Annotated in this window: 20 protein-coding genes; 11 read left to right on the top strand and 9 right to left on the bottom strand. The window is 71.0% G+C overall.

Features of this window, described 5'->3' with window-relative positions; all coding sequences use genetic code 11:
* Nucleotides 1-12: 12 nt before the first annotated feature.
* Nucleotides 13-627 carry a GyrI-like domain-containing protein gene (locus tag LXM64_RS15785; RefSeq protein ID WP_234074045.1) on the top strand — a complete coding sequence of 205 codons (615 nt, stop codon included), beginning with the start codon at nt 13-15 and terminating at the stop codon, nt 625-627.
* On the opposite strand, the gene LXM64_RS15780 is transcribed toward LXM64_RS15785, so the two are convergent.
* Nucleotides 614-1,564 (bottom strand): helix-turn-helix transcriptional regulator, encoded by a 951-nt coding sequence (locus tag LXM64_RS15780; RefSeq protein ID WP_234074044.1) that lies wholly within the window; start codon nt 1,562-1,564, stop codon nt 614-616. The genes LXM64_RS15785 and LXM64_RS15780 overlap by 14 nt on opposite strands.
* Nucleotides 1,565-1,664: 100 nt before the next feature.
* Between LXM64_RS15780 and LXM64_RS15775 the strand changes: the two genes are divergently transcribed.
* The 3 genes from LXM64_RS15775 to LXM64_RS15765 all read left to right on the top strand — a co-directional run bounded on the left by LXM64_RS15775 (nt 1,665) and on the right by LXM64_RS15765 (nt 3,561).
* Nucleotides 1,665-2,126 carry a VOC family protein gene (locus LXM64_RS15775; RefSeq protein ID WP_234074043.1) on the top strand — a complete coding sequence of 154 codons (462 nt, stop codon included), beginning with the start codon at nt 1,665-1,667 and terminating at the stop codon, nt 2,124-2,126.
* Between the two features lie 151 nt (nt 2,127-2,277).
* A complete protein-coding gene (locus LXM64_RS15770; protein WP_234074042.1) occupies nt 2,278-3,189 on the top strand; it encodes an alpha/beta hydrolase in 912 nt (303 codons plus the stop codon).
* A 9-nt stretch (nt 3,190-3,198) separates the two neighbouring features.
* Entirely contained in the window at nt 3,199-3,561 is a 363-nt protein-coding gene (locus LXM64_RS15765; protein WP_234074041.1) for a DUF4440 domain-containing protein, read from the top strand.
* Nucleotides 3,562-3,568: 7 nt separating this feature from the next.
* On the opposite strand, the gene LXM64_RS15760 is transcribed toward LXM64_RS15765, so the two are convergent.
* Nucleotides 3,569-3,781: a hypothetical protein gene (locus LXM64_RS15760; protein WP_234074040.1), complete on the bottom strand. Its 213-nt coding sequence runs from the start codon at nt 3,779-3,781 to the stop codon at nt 3,569-3,571.
* 117 nt (nt 3,782-3,898) lie between these two features.
* Here LXM64_RS15760 and LXM64_RS15755 point away from each other — a divergent pair, with 117 nt between their 5' ends.
* From LXM64_RS15755 to LXM64_RS15735, 5 genes are all read left to right on the top strand, one after another.
* Complete coding sequence (locus LXM64_RS15755) at nt 3,899-4,957, top strand: tRNA-dihydrouridine synthase (RefSeq protein WP_234074039.1); 1,059 nt, start codon at nt 3,899-3,901, stop codon at nt 4,955-4,957.
* A gap of 207 nt (nt 4,958-5,164) precedes the next feature.
* Nucleotides 5,165-5,815: a DedA family protein gene (locus tag LXM64_RS15750; protein WP_234074038.1), complete on the top strand. Its 651-nt coding sequence runs from the start codon at nt 5,165-5,167 to the stop codon at nt 5,813-5,815.
* On the top strand, nt 5,812-7,011 hold the full coding sequence (locus tag LXM64_RS15745) for a sensor histidine kinase (protein ID WP_234074037.1): 1,200 nt from the start codon (nt 5,812-5,814) through the stop codon (nt 7,009-7,011). Before LXM64_RS15750 ends, LXM64_RS15745 begins: the two co-directional genes overlap by 4 nt.
* Nucleotides 7,008-7,679 carry a response regulator gene (locus LXM64_RS15740; RefSeq protein ID WP_234074036.1) on the top strand — a complete coding sequence of 224 codons (672 nt, stop codon included), beginning with the start codon at nt 7,008-7,010 and terminating at the stop codon, nt 7,677-7,679. The genes LXM64_RS15745 and LXM64_RS15740 overlap by 4 nt, the downstream gene beginning before the upstream one ends.
* Nucleotides 7,680-7,776: 97 nt before the next feature.
* A complete protein-coding gene (locus LXM64_RS15735; protein ID WP_234074035.1) occupies nt 7,777-9,060 on the top strand; it encodes an acyltransferase family protein in 1,284 nt (427 codons plus the stop codon).
* A 121-nt stretch (nt 9,061-9,181) separates the two neighbouring features.
* Here the strand turns inward: LXM64_RS15735 and LXM64_RS15730 are convergent, their stop codons facing one another.
* From LXM64_RS15730 to LXM64_RS15700, 7 genes are all read right to left on the bottom strand, one after another.
* The gene (locus LXM64_RS15730) at nt 9,182-9,511 is read right to left on the bottom strand and encodes a hypothetical protein (protein ID WP_234074034.1); all 330 of its coding nucleotides are present in this window, start codon (nt 9,509-9,511) and stop codon (nt 9,182-9,184) included.
* A 198-nt stretch (nt 9,512-9,709) separates the two neighbouring features.
* A complete protein-coding gene (locus tag LXM64_RS15725) occupies nt 9,710-10,435 on the bottom strand; it encodes a VIT1/CCC1 transporter family protein (protein WP_234074033.1) in 726 nt (241 codons plus the stop codon).
* A 59-nt stretch (nt 10,436-10,494) separates the two neighbouring features.
* Entirely contained in the window at nt 10,495-10,923 is a 429-nt protein-coding gene (locus LXM64_RS15720) for a hypothetical protein (RefSeq protein ID WP_234074032.1), read from the bottom strand.
* The gene (locus LXM64_RS15715) at nt 10,920-11,342 is read right to left on the bottom strand and encodes a VOC family protein (protein WP_234074031.1); all 423 of its coding nucleotides are present in this window, start codon (nt 11,340-11,342) and stop codon (nt 10,920-10,922) included. Before LXM64_RS15715 ends, LXM64_RS15720 begins: the two co-directional genes overlap by 4 nt.
* A gap of 29 nt (nt 11,343-11,371) precedes the next feature.
* A complete protein-coding gene (locus LXM64_RS15710) occupies nt 11,372-11,728 on the bottom strand; it encodes a helix-turn-helix transcriptional regulator (protein ID WP_234075497.1) in 357 nt (118 codons plus the stop codon).
* 74 nt (nt 11,729-11,802) lie between these two features.
* The gene (locus LXM64_RS15705) at nt 11,803-12,675 is read right to left on the bottom strand and encodes a DMT family transporter (protein ID WP_234074030.1); all 873 of its coding nucleotides are present in this window, start codon (nt 12,673-12,675) and stop codon (nt 11,803-11,805) included.
* Nucleotides 12,676-12,745: 70 nt separating this feature from the next.
* Complete coding sequence (locus LXM64_RS15700) at nt 12,746-13,558, bottom strand: shikimate 5-dehydrogenase (RefSeq protein WP_234074029.1); 813 nt, start codon at nt 13,556-13,558, stop codon at nt 12,746-12,748.
* Between the two features lie 116 nt (nt 13,559-13,674).
* Between LXM64_RS15700 and LXM64_RS15695 the strand changes: the two genes are divergently transcribed.
* Both LXM64_RS15695 and LXM64_RS15690 read left to right on the top strand, forming a co-directional pair.
* The gene (locus tag LXM64_RS15695; protein ID WP_137418569.1) at nt 13,675-14,310 is read left to right on the top strand and encodes an acyl-CoA synthetase; all 636 of its coding nucleotides are present in this window, start codon (nt 13,675-13,677) and stop codon (nt 14,308-14,310) included.
* Nucleotides 14,307-14,657 carry an amino acid transporter gene (locus LXM64_RS15690; protein ID WP_234074028.1) on the top strand — a complete coding sequence of 117 codons (351 nt, stop codon included), beginning with the start codon at nt 14,307-14,309 and terminating at the stop codon, nt 14,655-14,657. Before LXM64_RS15695 ends, LXM64_RS15690 begins: the two co-directional genes overlap by 4 nt.
* The last annotated feature ends 107 nt before the right edge of the window (nt 14,658-14,764 follow it).

Here is a 14,764-nt window from a genome sequence, read left to right as displayed (position 1 = left end):
AGGGAGCAGGGGATGCGGTACGACCTCAAGCGGGATCTCGGGGCGCTGTACAAGCCCCCGACCGGTCGGTTCGTCCAGGTCGACGTGCCCGAGATGCAGTACCTCGCGATCGACGGGCACGGCGACCCGAACACCGACCCGGCGTACCGGGCAGCGGTCGAGGCGCTGTACGTGTCGGGCTACCAGGTCCGCAGCGCCTTGAAGACGCGCACCGGTTCGGACTTCGTCGTCGGACCTCTCGAGGGGCTGTGGTCGAGCGACGACCCCACCACCTTCGTGCAGGGCAGGAAGAGCGACTGGGACTGGACGATGCTGATCCCACTGCCCGCCCCGGTGACCGCGGAGGACGTCGCGAACGGGCTCGCCGCCGCATCCGCGAAGAAGCCCGCCGCACCGATCGCGCAGGTGACGCACCTCACGATGACCGAGGGGCTCTGTCTGCAGACCCTCCACATCGGCTCCTACGACAACGAAGCGCCGATACTGGCGCACCTCCACGACGAGCTCATGCCGGAGCTCGGTTTCACGTGGAACGGCCGTCATCACGAGATCTACCTGGGGGATCCGCGGCGCGCCGCGCCCGAGAAGCTGCGGACCATCCTGCGCCAGCCGGTCACCCCGAGCTGACGGGCGCCGCCGCATCCGCGACGCGTACGGAGAGGGAGCGCACCGCGGCGGCGAACTCCGGCGGTCCGAGCACGGTGAACGGCGCATCGAAGCGCAGGACCCACGACAGCACCCCGGCCCACGACCACGACCCGACGCGGATGCGGCACGAGCCGTCCGAGACGGCGACTCCCTCCGCGTCCCCGAGCCACGGCGCGGCAGCGCGAAGAGGCAGCTCCAGCAGGACCTCGCCGTAGACGGGCCACTTTTCCGGGTCGTCGGAGCCCTTCATCCGCGCTGCGAGGAACGCCACGGCATCGCCGTGGGGAATCGGCCGCGGCGCGAACCGCGCCCCGAGCGGGATGCGGGGCACCATCCGATCGAGCCGGAAGATGCGCCAGTCCGCGGCGTCGAGATCCCACGCGACCAGGTACCACCGGCGATCGCGGGCGACGATGGCGTGCGGCTCGGCACGGCGCGAGAGCTCGTCGCGGTAGTCGAAGCGCAGGATGCGGCGGCTCTCGGTCGCGGCGCTCACCGCCTCGAGCACGGCGGGAGCGACCGCGTCCGAGCCTGCGGCCTCGGTGAAACGGATGCCGTCGACGCGGTGCCGCAGCCGTGACGGCATGACCTGCCGCACGGTGGCGAGGGCGCGCGCGGCGGCCTCGGCCACATCGACACCCGTCGCGGGAGCGCTCTGCAGCGCGACGGCGATGGCGACCGCCTGGTCGTCGTCGAAGAGCAGCGGCGGCAGCTCCGACCCCGCGGCGAGTCGATACCCGCCGTCCGGACCCTTCGCGGCGTCGATCACGTACCCGAGCGCCCGCAGCCGTTCGATGTCGCGCCGCACGGTTCGTGGAGTCACGCCCAGGCGCTCGGCGAGCACTCCGCCGGGCCAGTCGCGCCGCGCCTGCAGCAGCGACAGCAGCGACAACATGCGGGAGGACGTCGCGGACATGTCCTCCATTCTCGATCGAGTAGCGGACAGAACGCGTCCTCTACGTCGTCGAACGTGGAGATCGCGGCGCTCGCCGCATCCCATCCACGGAGGACGCACCATGACGATCACGACCACCACCCACCTCAACTTCCGCGGCGCCGCACGCGAGGCGCTCGAGTTCTATCAGTCCGTCTTCGGCGGCCACCTCATCGTCGCGACCTACGCCGACATGGGCATGCCCGCCGACGCACCCGGTGCCGACCGCGTCGTCTTCGGCCAGCTCGAGAGCGCCGACGGATTCCGCGTCATGGCCTACGACATCCCCGGGCAGGATGCGGGCGCCGCGGATGCCGGAACGACCAGCCGCGCGAACGGCGTGACCCTGACCGACCGCACGTTCTTCCAGTCCGTGCGCGGCCAGTCGCTGGAGGACATGACCGCGATCTGGGCACGTCTCGCCGAGGGTGCGGACATCATCGAGCCGCTCGCCGCCTCCGCGTGGAGCCCCGGCTTCGGCATGCTCACCGACCGGTTCGGCGTGACGTGGGTCGTCGACGTGCAGGCGGCATACGCCGGCTGACACGCGCCGCGTTTCTCCTCGCGTCGCTCGCTCGACGACCAGAGCCGGGGTCGTCGGGCGAGCTCCGCGGGAAGCGACGACGGCCGGTGGGGTCCCGCAGGACGGCCCGATGCGCCCGGGGTGAACCCGGTCCGGCTCGTAAGGTGAGCACGTGACGCTGCTGATGACCCTCACCTCCGGCCTGCTCTGGCTGACGGCGGGCAAGACCCGGCGCGACCTCTCCGGCAGTGCCTATCTGCAGAGCCTCGACCCGACTCGGGCGCCCGAGCCCGCTCCACGCAACGCCGCGCGGTGGGGTGAGATGACCGAGCGAACGATCGGGGGTCGGGTCGTCCGACGGTGGCAGCCTGCCGATCACGTCGCGGGTCGCGAGCTGATCTACTTCCCCGGCGGCGGCTTCGTGAATCCGCTCGTCACGGCGCACTGGTGGATCATCCGCAGGCTGATGACGCGCACGCGCGCTGCCGTCACGATCGCCGACTATCCGCTCACCCCCGAGCACACGTACGACCAGGCCCGCGCTTTCGTCGATGCGGTCTACGCGCGTGTCGCCGACAGCCCGGGCACGACGACACTGTTCGTCGCTGGAGACTCCGCCGGCGGCAACGTGGCTCTCTCCCTGGCGCTGCGTGTGCGGGACGAACGCCGTCGCCCGATCGACGGCCTCATCCTGCTCGCGCCGTGGGTCGACCCGACGATGCGCAATCCCGAGGCGGCGCGCCTGCAGCGCCGCGATCCGTCGCTGCGCTGCGATGGCCTACGCGCGGCGGGTGTCGCGTGGGCGGGGACCCTGCCGACAGACGACCCGCAGATCAGCCCGATCTTCGACAGCCTCGCCGACCTGCCGCCGACCCTGCTGTTCCAGGGCGGACGCGACATCTTCCTCGCCGACGCACAGCTCTTCGCCGAGAAGGCGAGCCGGGCCGGCAGTCCCGTGCGGCTGGTCGTCGCCCCGGACGGCTTCCACGTGTACCCGGGCGCGTACTGGACGCGGGAAGCGCGCGAGGCCTACGACCTCGTCGCACGCTTCGCGGACGACCCGGCGGGCGTGAGTTCGGGCTAGATTCTCGCCATGGCGGATTCGGACGAACGCTTCGCAGCGATCCAAGCTGCCGAGACGGCCCTGCTCTCGAGCGAGATCCGCGGTGATCGGGATGCGGTGGCGGGACTGCTGCATCCCGACTTCACCGAGATCGGGCGCTCCGGACGCCGTTGGACGCGTGCCGAGATCCTGGAGGCGCTCGCCGACGAACCATGGCGGGACGCCCCGTCGACCGACGAGTGGCGGTTCGTCGACGTGGCCCGGAACACGGTCCTCGTGACGTACCGTCTGCGCGCGGCGACGACCGTCAGCCGGCACTCGTCGCTGTGGGTCGTGTCGGACGGGACGCCCCGCATGCTCTTCCATCAGGGCACTGTCGTACCGGAGGACTGAACGCGCGTCACTCCTTCTCGGTGTCGACCGGCTTGACCGACTCGCCGGAATCGCCGCCCTTCGATGTCATGCCGATGACGAAGAAGCTCATGGCGAGCACGAAGAACGGCAGTGCGACGGCGATGTTGTCCATCGTCAGCCAGAACGTGACCGCGATCGCGAGGAACGGGATCGCCACGGCCACGTACGTCGAGTTCCAGGACTGCTTCTGGTCGCTCATGCCGCGAGCCTACGAGCGCGCCGCCGCCTCGCGGATCCCCCTCGAGACGGAGAACGCACTCTTCTCACGGCCCGCGCCGGGTCGCGGCGCCGACGCCGATGCCTACGCTCGTCGGCGGTGCTCCCCTTCTACGATCCGACCCTGACCTACGAGCAGAACTACGCGCGCGGGCCGTTCGGAGCATTCGCCGAGCCCGTGGCGGATGCGGCCCCTCCGGCCTGGGGGAACAGCTTCCTCGGACGCGCCGTCGGCATCCCGTTCGGCATCCCCGCGGGGCCGTTGCTGAACGCGCGGTTCGTTGCGGCCGCCTTCGCGCACGGCTACGACCTCGCCGTCTACAAGACCGTGCGCACGCGCGTACACCCGAGCAACCCGTTTCCGAACGTGCTCGCGGTGCACGTCGACGGCGACCTGACCCTGGATACCGACGCCGTGTGCGCGGACGGCGACTTCACCCCGCCGCTGTCGATCAGCAACTCGTTCGGCGTGCCCTCGCGTGACCCCGACATCTGGCAGCCCGACATGGCCGCGGCGGTCGCCGCCGCGGGGAACGGGCAGCTGCTCATCGGCAGCTTCCAGGGCACCCGAGGCTCCGGTGGCGAGCTGGCGCTCGTGGCCGATCACCTCCGTGCCGCCCGGCTCGTCGTCGAGACCGGCGCGCCGGTGCTCGAGCTCAACCTGTCGTGCCCGAACGAGGGCGCCGCATCCCTGCTCTGCTTCGACACCCCGCGCGTGCGCCGCATCCTCGCCGTCGTGAAGGACGAGATCGGCGACGTCCCCCTGCTCGTCAAGCTTGCGTACTTCGACACGGATGCGGCCCTCGAACGGTTCGTCGACGCGACCGCGGAGTTCGTGGCAGGCTACGCCGCGGTGAACACGATCCCCGCTCGGCTCGTGACCGCATCCGGGGCACCTGCGCTCGGCGCCGGACGCGAGAGCGCTGGCGTGTGCGGCGACGCCATCCGGTGGGCGGGGCTCGACATGACCCGCCGACTCGCCCGCATCCGCGCGCTCCGGGACGCCGACTTCGCGATCGTGGGCACCGGCGGCGTGACGAGCCCCGCCGATTATCTGGCCTACCGACAAGCGGGAGCGGATGCGGTCATGAGCGCCACGGGGGCGATGTGGCACCCGCACCTCGCGCGCGAGGTGGCGCGGGTCGCCGCGGCGGGCTGACGACGGCGCCTGCTCGTCCGGTGCTGCGCTCGGGCGTCGGAGAATCGGTCTCCGGTCGGAGGTTCGGGGCAGAATCCTCCGACATCGGGGCGAATCTCCGACGGGAGCCGAGGGGGCGACAACCGGCACACGAACCCCTCTCAGGTATCACGCGGGAGATACTTCCGAGGGATGTGGGGGAGACGCCTCGATTCGTAGCGTCGAGGGGTGGACGTCGTCACCGATCTCATCCTCCAGGCCGCCGCCTCGCCGTGGCTGCTGCCGGTCATGTTCGCCGCGGCCGTGATCGACGGGTTCTTCCCGCCGATGCCCAGCGAGACGGTGCTGGTAGCCGCGGCCGCCGTGGCCGCCGCCACCGGAGACGTGCCCACCCTCGTCGCGCTATGCCTCGTGGCCGCGCTCGGTGCCGCCGTCGGCGACAACATCGCCTACGCGATCGGTGGCAGGGTCGGCACGACCCGGTACGGCTGGATGCGGCGACCCCGCGTCGCGGGAGCCTTCGCGCGCGCTCGTGCGGCGCTCACCACGCGCGGTGCTCCCCTCATCCTGGGCGCCCGCTACATCCCGGTCGGTCGGGTCGCCGTGAACATGTCTGCCGGAGCGCTGAGATACCCGTGGCGTCGGTTCGCTCCGCTGAGCGTCGTCGCAGGCGTCAGCTGGGCGCTCTACAGCGTCGTCATCGGAACCCTCGCGGGGCAGTGGCTCGGCGATCAGCCGGCGCTGAGCGCCGTGATCGGCGTCGCCCTCGCCCTCGGCGTGGGCATCGTCATCGACCGCGTCGCCGCGCTTCGTCGTCGCGGGCGCGAGACCCCCGCGGCGGTCGAGCCGGTGCCCGTGTCGGCCACACTGGGAGCATGACCGAGATCCCGCGCTCCGCCCCGCGCACGCGTTCGCAGATCCTCGGGCTCGTCGCGCTCGCCGTCACGGGCGTCGCTCTCTTCAGCGTCCTCGTGCCGCTGCACGCCGTCTTCTACGGCACCCCGCTGCCGCTTGCGATGCTCCTCGGCGCGGGCGTGTGTGCGGCGCCGTGGATCTCCCTCACGCGCCCACGCACCGCCATCGTGGTCTTCGGCGTCACGGCCTTCGTGCTCCCCCTGGTCGTGAGCGTTCCGCACGACGGCGCATGGCCCTGGCCGTGGTCGGTGCCCGCGATGATCGCCTTCGTCGTCTTCGTGCTGGTGATCACGACGCTGCACGGCTGGCGACTCGGCCGCTGGCCGTGGGCCGTCGGCAACCTCGGTTCGCTCGTCGCGCCGCTGATCATCACGGATGCGGCGCCCGCCGCCACCGCGAACCTGATCGTGACCGCGTCGATCTCCACCGCGGTGCTGCTCATCGGAGTGCTCCTGGCGGGCCGCATCCGGTTGAACGAGCAGCTGACCCGCGAGCGCGAGCTGACCGCATCGGAACAGTCCCGGCGCATGCTCGTCGAGGAGCGCACGCGCATCGCCCGCGAACTGCACGACGTGCTCGCCCACAGCATGTCGGTGATCCAGGTGCAGGCCTCCACCGCTCGGTACCGCCTCGCCGACCTCTCCGATGAGACGGTGCAGGAGTTCGACGACATCGCGGCGTCGGCGCGCGCGTCGCTGGGGGAGATGCGCCGACTGCTGGGCGTGCTCCGCACCGAGGAGCAGACGCCCGAGCTCGCGCCGCAGCAGGGGATGGCCGACATTCCCGACCTCGTCGACAGCGTCCGCCGTGCGGGTGTGCAGGTGGGCCTGTCGCTCGCCGTCATGACGACCCCTCCTCCCGCGGGTGTGCAGATTGCCGTGTACCGCATCGTCCAAGAAGCGCTGAGCAACGCGGTGCGCCATGCGCCCGGCGCGGCCCTCGAGGTCAGGGTGGAGGCGCGCGACGGGCAGGTCACGATCCGCGTGCACAACACCGCATCCCCCGAACAGGCGGTCGACGCCTCCAGCGCCGGTCACGGGCTCCGCGGCATCCGCGAACGCGTCGCCCTGCTGGGCGGAACGGTCACCGTCGGCACCGATCCCGCGGGAGGATGGACGGTGGCGGCGACACTGCCGACCGCCGGCGAGGAGTCCCCATGAGCATCACCGTGCTGATCGCCGACGACCAGGCGATGGTGCGCGCGGGTTTCGCCGCGCTCCTCGACGCCCAGGAGGGCATCCGCGTCGTCGGGCAGGCGGCCGACGGACAGGAGGCGGTCGCGCTCGCGGCGCGTCTCGAGCCCGACGTCATCCTCATGGATGTGCGGATGCCGCAGCTCGACGGGATCGCGGCGACCCGCCGCATCCTGGGGCCCGCGTACCCCGCCGCACACGTGCCGCGCATCCTCATGCTGACCACGTTCGACATCGACGACTACGTGTACGACGCGCTCCAGGCGGGGGCGAGCGGCTTCCTGCTCAAGGACGCGCTGCCCGAGGAGCTCGTGCAGGCCGTCCGGGTCGTCGCCGCCGGGGACGCCCTGCTCTCGCCCCGCGTCACGCGACGGCTGATCTCCCAGTTCGCCACGCAGAAACCGCGTGCGCCGCGAGGCGGAGCGCAGCTGGCGGAGCTCACCGACCGGGAGCGCGAGGTGCTGGTGCTGCTCGCGAAAGGCATGTCGAACACCGAGATCGCGGGCGAGCTGTTCATCGCGGAGCAGACCGTGAAGACGCACGTCGGCAAGCTGCTCGCGAAGATCGGCGCACGCGACCGCGTGCAGGCCGTGATCTTCGCCTACGACGCGGGCCTCGCCGAGCCCGCACCCTGAATCTCACTCCGAGGTAGGGGGTCGGACGACCCCTGGGTGTGATGCCGCAGCACGCGCCGCATCCATAGCCTTCTCGAGACCCACTCGAGGAGGACGCATGGTCATCACGCTCACCGCACCGCGGACCGCGATCGCACCCGCCGCGGGCCGCGACACCGGGATCGATCTCGCACGCGCGATCTGCGTCGTCATCGTCGTGCTCCTCCACGCCGTCATGGTCGGTGTCACCGTCACCCCCGCGGGCCCGGTCTTCGCGAACGCCGCCGAGGGCGCCGCCTGGTTCGCGCCGCTGACGTGGGTCGCGCAGATCATGCCCCTGTTCTTCGTCATCGGCGGTTACGCGGGCGCTCTGGCGTATCGACGGACGCGTCGCAGCGGCGGGACGCCGGGGGCGTTCGTGGCCGCGCGCGTGCACCGCCTGCTCGTGCCGGCGCTGCTCACTTTCGCCGTCGTCGCCGTCGCGCTCGCCGCCCTCCTGGCCGCCGGCGTCGATGGTGAGCTCGTGCGGATCGCCGGCTTCCGTTACGGGCAGCCGTTGTGGTTCCTCGCCGTGTTCCTGCTGTGCCAGGCGCTGCTTCCCGCGCTGCTCGCCGCCCACGAACGCGCTCCGCTCCGGATGATCGTGCTGCTGGTCGCGGCCGCCGGTGCGGTCGACGTGATGCGCGCGGTCACCGGCATCGATGCCATCGGCATGCTCAACCTCGCGTTCGTGTGGCTGGCGCTGCAGCAGCTCGGCTTCGTGATGGCCGACGGCACGATCGACGCGCTGCGTCGACGCACCCGCGTTGTGATCGGCGTCGCGGCGGTCGCCGTGCTGGCGGTGAGCATGACCGGAGGCGTCTTCTCCGCCGATCTCTACGAGAACCTCAACCCGCCGACGACGGCGCTGCTGCTGGTCGGGCTGGCTCAGACCGCGCTGCTCTCGCTGCTGCGCGCACCGCTCGCCGCGGCGAGCCGCCGTCCGGCGGTGGCGGCGTTCACCGGATTCGTCACGGCCCGCACCATGACCATCTATCTCTGGCACATGCCGGTGCTGCTCGCCATGGCGGGGGTGTCGGCGCTCGTCGCCCTCACCACCGGGCTCGAACTGCCCGAGCCCTCGAGCCCGACGTGGTGGCTCACCCGCCTGCCGTGGTTCGTCGTCGCCCTGTCGTTGACGGCGGGGGTGGCGTGGGCGCTGGCGGGTCTCGAACGACGCCGGATGCCGCGGCCCACCGCATCCGTGGCGCGCATCTCCCATGCCGTGCTGCTCGGACTCGCGGCGATCGTGCTGCTGCTGGCGGCGGGCACCAACGTGCTGACCGCCATCGCGGCGATCGCCCTCGGCCTCAGCGCGCTCGCCCGCATCCGCGCGCAAGGGTCGGCGCTGGCGGCGGGCTGACCGGCTGGCGCGCGTCGGGCGTCGGAGAAACGGGCTCCGGTCGGAGGATCCGGCGGGGATCCTCCGACATTCGCGCGAACCTCCGACCAGCGGCGACCGACGAATGCGGCCGCGAGCCCGCTCAGGCGCCGCTGAACCAGAGCCAGGCGATGGGGGCGATCATGACGACGCCGAGCACGATCGAGGCGATCGACAGCCCGTACGAGGTGCCGCGCCGCGCGCCGACGGCCGCGCCGACGACACCCAGGACCAGCACGGCGGCGCCGATGACGGCGAGCATCGGGATGAGCAGGATCCCCAGCCACCAGATCGGGTTCATGTCGGGGATGAAGCCGATCAGAAAGATGCCGAGGGTCGGCAGGATGGCGATCGCCGCCATGGCGACACCGGTCGTGCCCCACGCATCCAGCTTCGGCTTGCGGCGGCGCATCGGCTGATCGGATGCGGTCACTTCTCCCCCTCGGTCGACTGTCCCGACAGTACCGAACCCGCTTCGCCTGTCACAGATCGACGCGAAGCCGTCGATCTGTGACAGGCGAACGGGGAGGGAAGCGGGAAGGAGAGAGGCGGGAGAGGCGGGAAGGAGAGAGGCAGGCGAGCCGGGGGAGGAAGGCGGGAAGGAAGGAGAGGGCACTGGGCCCCGCAAAGGTCAGCCGACCGTGGTGCCGAAGAGGCTGCCCACCGCGTAGGTCGCCACGAGCGCGAGTGCCCCGCCGATCACCGTCCGCGCGATCGCACGGGCCCGGTTCGCCCCGCCGATCCACGCCGCGACGTAGCCGGTGATCGCGAGGGCGATGAGCACTGCGACGAAGGTCAGCGCGATGCGCAGCGGATGCGGTGCGAACAGGATCGTGGCCATCGGCAGCAGTGCCCCGACGAAGAAGGCGATGGCGGACGCGAGCGCCGCGTGCCACGGGCTCACCACGTCGTCGGCGTCGATGTTGAGTTCGGCCGAGAGATGCGCCTTCAACGCATCCTTCGCCGTGAGCTCAGTGGCGACACGGGTTGCGGTCTCCTCGCTGAGCCCCTGCGCCCGGTACAGCCCGACGAGCTCCTCGAACTCCTCCTCGGGCTGCTCTCGCAGCTCCCGCGTCTCCTTCGCGATGAGCGCGCGCTCGGAGTCGCGCTGGCTCGACACCGACACGTACTCGCCCAGGGCCATCGAGATGGCGCCGCCGACGAGTGCCGCCGTGCCGGCGAGGAAGACGGGGGCGACCTCGGAGGTGGCCCCCGCGACGCCGACCACGACGGCGGCGGTCGAGACGATCCCGTCGTTGGCGCCCAGCACACCCGCGCGCAACCAGTTCAGGCGCTGGGACAGGCCTTGACGGTGCGGCTCGTCGGGGTGCACCCCGTACTCGGCGGATTCGCTCACGCCGTCAGGCTATTCCCCGCTTCCCACCGGCACCACGAAGGTTAGGCGGCGCTGAGACGTCAGCCGGCGGCGCGGCGCACGAGCTCGCGGAACGTCTTCTCGGCGGCCGGGGTCATCTCCAGCACGGCGAAGGAGGTCGGCCACATCTCGCCGTCGTCGAGCGCCGCGGTCTCGTTGAAGCCGATGGAACCGTAGCGGGTCTCGAACTTCGCGGCGGGCTGATAGAACACCACCACCTTGTCGTCCTTCGCATAGGAGGGGAATCCGTACCAGGTCTTGGGTGCGAGCCCCGGTGCCTCCTCGGCGACGATGACGTGCAGCCTCTCGGCGATCTGGCGGTCGCTGCCGGTGAGGGCGTCGATGGCTTCGAGGCAGGCGTCGTACTCCTTCGCCCGCTTCGCGGCGCCCTTGACACCCTTCATCTCCTTGAGCTCGGCGGCTCGTTGCTTCATGGCCTCGCGCTCCTGCGCGGAGAATCCTGTGCTCATGCCTGCTGCTCCTTGTTCTGCTGGATGCGGATGAGGTTGCCCGCGGGATCGCGGAACGCCGCGTCCCGCAGCCCGTAGTCCTGCTCGATGGGTTCCTGCACGATATCGGCCCCCGAGGCCTCCACGCGTGCGAAGACGGCGTCGAGATCGTCGGTGGCGAGGTTCACGCCGAAATAGCTGCCCTTGGCGATGAGCGCGAGCAGGAACTCCTGCTCCTCGTCCGAGAGATCGCGCCCGACGCTCGCCGGGTGCAGCACGATGGCGGTGGAGGGCTGGCCGGCGGGTCCGACCGTGATCCAGCGCATCTGCTCGTATCCGACGTCGAGGCGCACCTCGAACTCGAGCACGTCGCGGTAGAAGGCGAGCGATGCCTCAGGATCGGTGTGCGGAAGGAAGCTGGAGTGAATCGTGATGTCCATGTCGCTCACGCTAGGGCGACGAGCATCCGTCACGCTTCTCGATTCCTGACCGGACGCGTGAGGTGCTTCGCGATGCACGGCAGCATCCCCTCGCGAAACGGCGGGTCCTGCGTGCGGTACACGCTCGGCGGAACGCCGACGAGTTCGGTGAAGCGCGTGCTGAACGTGCCCAGCGACGAGAAGCCGACCGCGAAGCAGATCTCGGTCACACTCAGATCGCCGCGGCGCAGCAGTGTCATCGACCTCTCGATCCGCCGCGTCATCAGGTACTGGTACGGAGACTCGCCGAACAGGCGGCGGAACTGTCGGCTGAAGTGACCGGCCGACATCGGGATGCTGTGCGCCAGCGCTTCCACGTCGAGTGGCTTCGCGTAGTCGCGGTCCATGCGGTCGCGCGCTCGCCGGAGCTGCGCGATCGTCGTCAGGTCGGGAACCTCCACGAGGCGATCATGCCAGCGGCTCAGCGCGCGCGGCTGCGGACGGCGCCAGATGCGCACAGAATGACCGCAGCGCCCCCCAGCACGGTCGCCCAGGTCAGTGGTTCGCCGAGGATCAGTGCAGCCCACACGATCGAGAGCACCGGCTGAACCAGTTGCAGCTGGCTGACCCGAGTGATGGGGCCGATCGCGAGCCCGCGGTACCAGGCGAAGAAGCCGAGGAACATGCTCACCACCGCGAGGTAGCCGAACGCGGCCCACTGGCCCGGCGTCGCCGTCGGCGGATCCGAGACCGCCGAGACCGCCGTCAACGCGGCCATCACGGGGGCGGCCACGACGAGCGCCCACGAGATCGTCTGCCACGAGCCGAGCTCGCGCGCCAGCAGCGCCCCCTCCGCGTATCCGATCGCGGCGGCGGCGACGGCCCCGAGCAGCAGCAGGTCCGACCAGTGGAAGCCGCCCCATCCGCCGCCGATGGCGGCGAACACCGTCGCCGCGACGGCGCCCGCGGCGGTGAGCACCCAGAACGTGCGTCCGGGGCGCTCGCCGGCGCGCAGCACCGCGGCGACCGCGGTCGCCGCGGGCAGCAGCGCGATCACGACGGCCCCGTGGCTGGCCGGCGCCACCGTGAGCGCGTAGGAGGTGAGCAGCGGGAAGCCCGCGACCACCCCGCCGGCCACCACGACGAGCCGCATCCACTGTCCGCCGCGCGGCAGATGCGATCGGGTCGCGGCCAGGGCGACGGCGGCGAGGGCAGCGGCCACGACCGCACGCCCCGCCCCCACGAACAGCGGCGACAGCGAGGTGACGGCGATCCGCGTGAAGATGACCGTGAACGAGAAGGCCAGCACACCGAGCGCGCCCCAGAGCAGTCCGGATGCGGCCGATCTGGTCATCCCCCGAGTCTGCCCGCGCAGGGCTTCTCGCCTCCGGGTCCAATCGGCAACGGGTGGCCGTCTGCCTTGCTCAGGCGCGGGAGAACTCCGACGCGCGCGCGACCTGCTCGGGCGTGGGGGTCACGCCCGTGTAGCGCGCGAACTGCCGTGCCGCTTGAAGCGCGATGACCTCGGCGCCCGTGATGACGGCGACGCCCCGTTCGCGCGCGGAGCGGATGAGGGGGGTCTCGGACGGGAAGGCGACCACGTCGAACACGCGCTCCGCGGCGTCGATGTGGTCCGTGCTGAAGGCGAGCGCGTCCGCATCCGCCCCGTTCATGCCGAGCGGCGTCACGTTCACGATGACCGCGTGCCCCGGCGCCGGATCCTCCGCGACCGCACGGAAGCCGTAGCGCTCCGCGAGCGCCCGGCCCGCCTCGGCGTTGCGGGCGACGACGGTGAGATCACGGAAGCCCGCACCGTGGAACGCCGCGACGACGGCCTTCGCCATTCCGCCCGACCCGCGCACGAGCACGGATGCGGCGGGGTCGACGGCATGCTCGGCGAGCAGCTGCGCGACCGCCTCGTAGTCGGTGTTCGAGCCCGACAGCCGTCCGCCGTCGTTGACGATCGTGTTCACCGAGTCGATCGCGGCCGCGGACGGCTCGATCTCGTCGAGCAGCGGAATCACGGCCTCCTTGAAGGGCATCGACACGGAGCACCCCCGGATCCCCAGCGCCCGGACCCCCGTGATCGCCCCAGCGATGTCATCGGTCGTGAACGCCTTGTAGACGAAGTTCAGTCCGAGCTCGTCGTAGAGGTAGTTGTGGAAGCGCGTCCCGATGTTCGAGGGTCGCCCGGCGAGCGAGATGCACAGCGTCATGTCCTTGTTGAGAATCGGCACACCTCATTGTGTCGCGCGAGCGGCCGCCGCCGTCCGTTCACGGCAGGCTCCTCATCAGCACGACCTAGACTGGAGGTATCCGTTCCGCCGCCGTACCCACCTTCACGAGTCGAGCCATGACCAGCAGTTCTTCCGCGCGCGCCTTCGAGCCGCGCCACCTCCAGCTGGTTCGAGCCCTCTTCGCGGCCGTGGCGGCCGTCATGATCACGTTCTCGCCTGATCACTCCGCCGCCGTGGGTCTGTCGGTGTTCAGCGGTTTCGCGATGGCGTCGGCGATCGTCTGGCTGCTCTCGGCGTGGCTCGTGTACGGCCCCGGTCAGCGCCGGCTGCCGATCGTGCTGGGTGCTCTCACCCTCATCGCGGGCGGTGTCTCCGGCATCCCGACCCTGCGCACGACGCTGGCCTTCTTCGTGATCGTCATCTCGTGGGCGCTCGTGACCGGCCTCATCGAGGGCATCGCGGGCCTGCGGGCCCTGCGCGCCGCAGAGCGCGGCAGTGTCGCCCGCTCCGAGGCACGCGATGCATTGACGGTCGGCATCGTGGGCGTGCTGCTCGCGCTCGGCACCCTCGCCGTGCAGCCCGCCTACGCATTGCAGTACAGCATCGAAGAGGCCGGCTCCTTCACACTCACCGGCATCACGATCGCCGTCGGACTCTTCGGCGGCTACGCGGCGATCGTCGCGGTCTACCTGGGGATCGCGGGCTTCTCCCCGCGCCGCGAGTCCGCCCCCGCGCCCGAGGAGGCGGCATGACAGACAAGCCCACCCGTCGCGACATCATGAAGCCCGCTCAGCTGATCGGGCTCGCTCTCGCGGCCGCTCTCTTCGCCGGAATCGTCACGCTCATCTCGATGGGCTTCTTCCAGAACCGCGTCGCCGGACAGTCGGGCCACGCCCTCATGGTCGGCGGCATCGTCGCCGGGATCACCTTCATCGCGACGCTCGTGATCATCGCCCTGCTCATGCTCGCGGTCGACCCGGCTCAGGTGAACCGTACGGTCGATCGCGCGGTGCTGCTGCCCAAGGAGGAGTCCGAGGACGCATCCGGCGACGGCCCCGCATCCGACTCCGCCGACGGCGACACCCCGCCCCGCGCCTAGCGCCCGCGGTGCGGTGCCCGAGTGGGCCCGCCCCTTCGCGCGTGTCCCCACCGTCCCCCGAGACTGCATCTCCTGGACGAGATCACGGGTGAACACAGTGATCTCGT

The sequence above is a fragment of the Microbacterium binotii genome, from assembly GCF_021398715.1.
In the GTDB taxonomy this organism is placed as follows: domain Bacteria; phylum Actinomycetota; class Actinomycetes; order Actinomycetales; family Microbacteriaceae; genus Microbacterium; species Microbacterium binotii_A.
Note: the sequence above shows the minus strand (reverse complement) of the source record. Positions and strands in the feature narration are given on the sequence as shown.

What these genes read in the sequence shown, in the direction of transcription:
- LXM64_RS15785 (WP_234074045.1), top strand. Translation starts at nt 13, where the DNA reads ATGCGGTACGACCTCAAGCGGGATCTCGGGGCGCTGTACAAGCCCCCG.
- LXM64_RS15780 (WP_234074044.1), bottom strand. Translation starts at nt 1,564, where the DNA reads ATGTCCGCGACGTCCTCCCGCATGTTGTCGCTGCTGTCGCTGCTGCAG.
- LXM64_RS15775 (WP_234074043.1), top strand. Translation starts at nt 1,665, where the DNA reads ATGACGATCACGACCACCACCCACCTCAACTTCCGCGGCGCCGCACGC.
- LXM64_RS15765 (WP_234074041.1), top strand. Translation starts at nt 3,199, where the DNA reads ATGGCGGATTCGGACGAACGCTTCGCAGCGATCCAAGCTGCCGAGACG.
- LXM64_RS15760 (WP_234074040.1), bottom strand. Translation starts at nt 3,781, where the DNA reads ATGAGCGACCAGAAGCAGTCCTGGAACTCGACGTACGTGGCCGTGGCG.
- LXM64_RS15745 (WP_234074037.1), top strand. Translation starts at nt 5,812, where the DNA reads ATGACCGAGATCCCGCGCTCCGCCCCGCGCACGCGTTCGCAGATCCTC.
- LXM64_RS15740 (WP_234074036.1), top strand. Translation starts at nt 7,008, where the DNA reads ATGAGCATCACCGTGCTGATCGCCGACGACCAGGCGATGGTGCGCGCG.
- LXM64_RS15735 (WP_234074035.1), top strand. Translation starts at nt 7,777, where the DNA reads ATGGTCATCACGCTCACCGCACCGCGGACCGCGATCGCACCCGCCGCG.
- LXM64_RS15720 (WP_234074032.1), bottom strand. Translation starts at nt 10,923, where the DNA reads ATGAGCACAGGATTCTCCGCGCAGGAGCGCGAGGCCATGAAGCAACGA.
- LXM64_RS15715 (WP_234074031.1), bottom strand. Translation starts at nt 11,342, where the DNA reads ATGGACATCACGATTCACTCCAGCTTCCTTCCGCACACCGATCCTGAG.
- LXM64_RS15710 (WP_234075497.1), bottom strand. Translation starts at nt 11,728, where the DNA reads ATGGACCGCGACTACGCGAAGCCACTCGACGTGGAAGCGCTGGCGCAC.
- LXM64_RS15705 (WP_234074030.1), bottom strand. Translation starts at nt 12,675, where the DNA reads ATGACCAGATCGGCCGCATCCGGACTGCTCTGGGGCGCGCTCGGTGTG.
- LXM64_RS15695 (WP_137418569.1), top strand. Translation starts at nt 13,675, where the DNA reads ATGACCAGCAGTTCTTCCGCGCGCGCCTTCGAGCCGCGCCACCTCCAG.
- LXM64_RS15690 (WP_234074028.1), top strand. Translation starts at nt 14,307, where the DNA reads ATGACAGACAAGCCCACCCGTCGCGACATCATGAAGCCCGCTCAGCTG.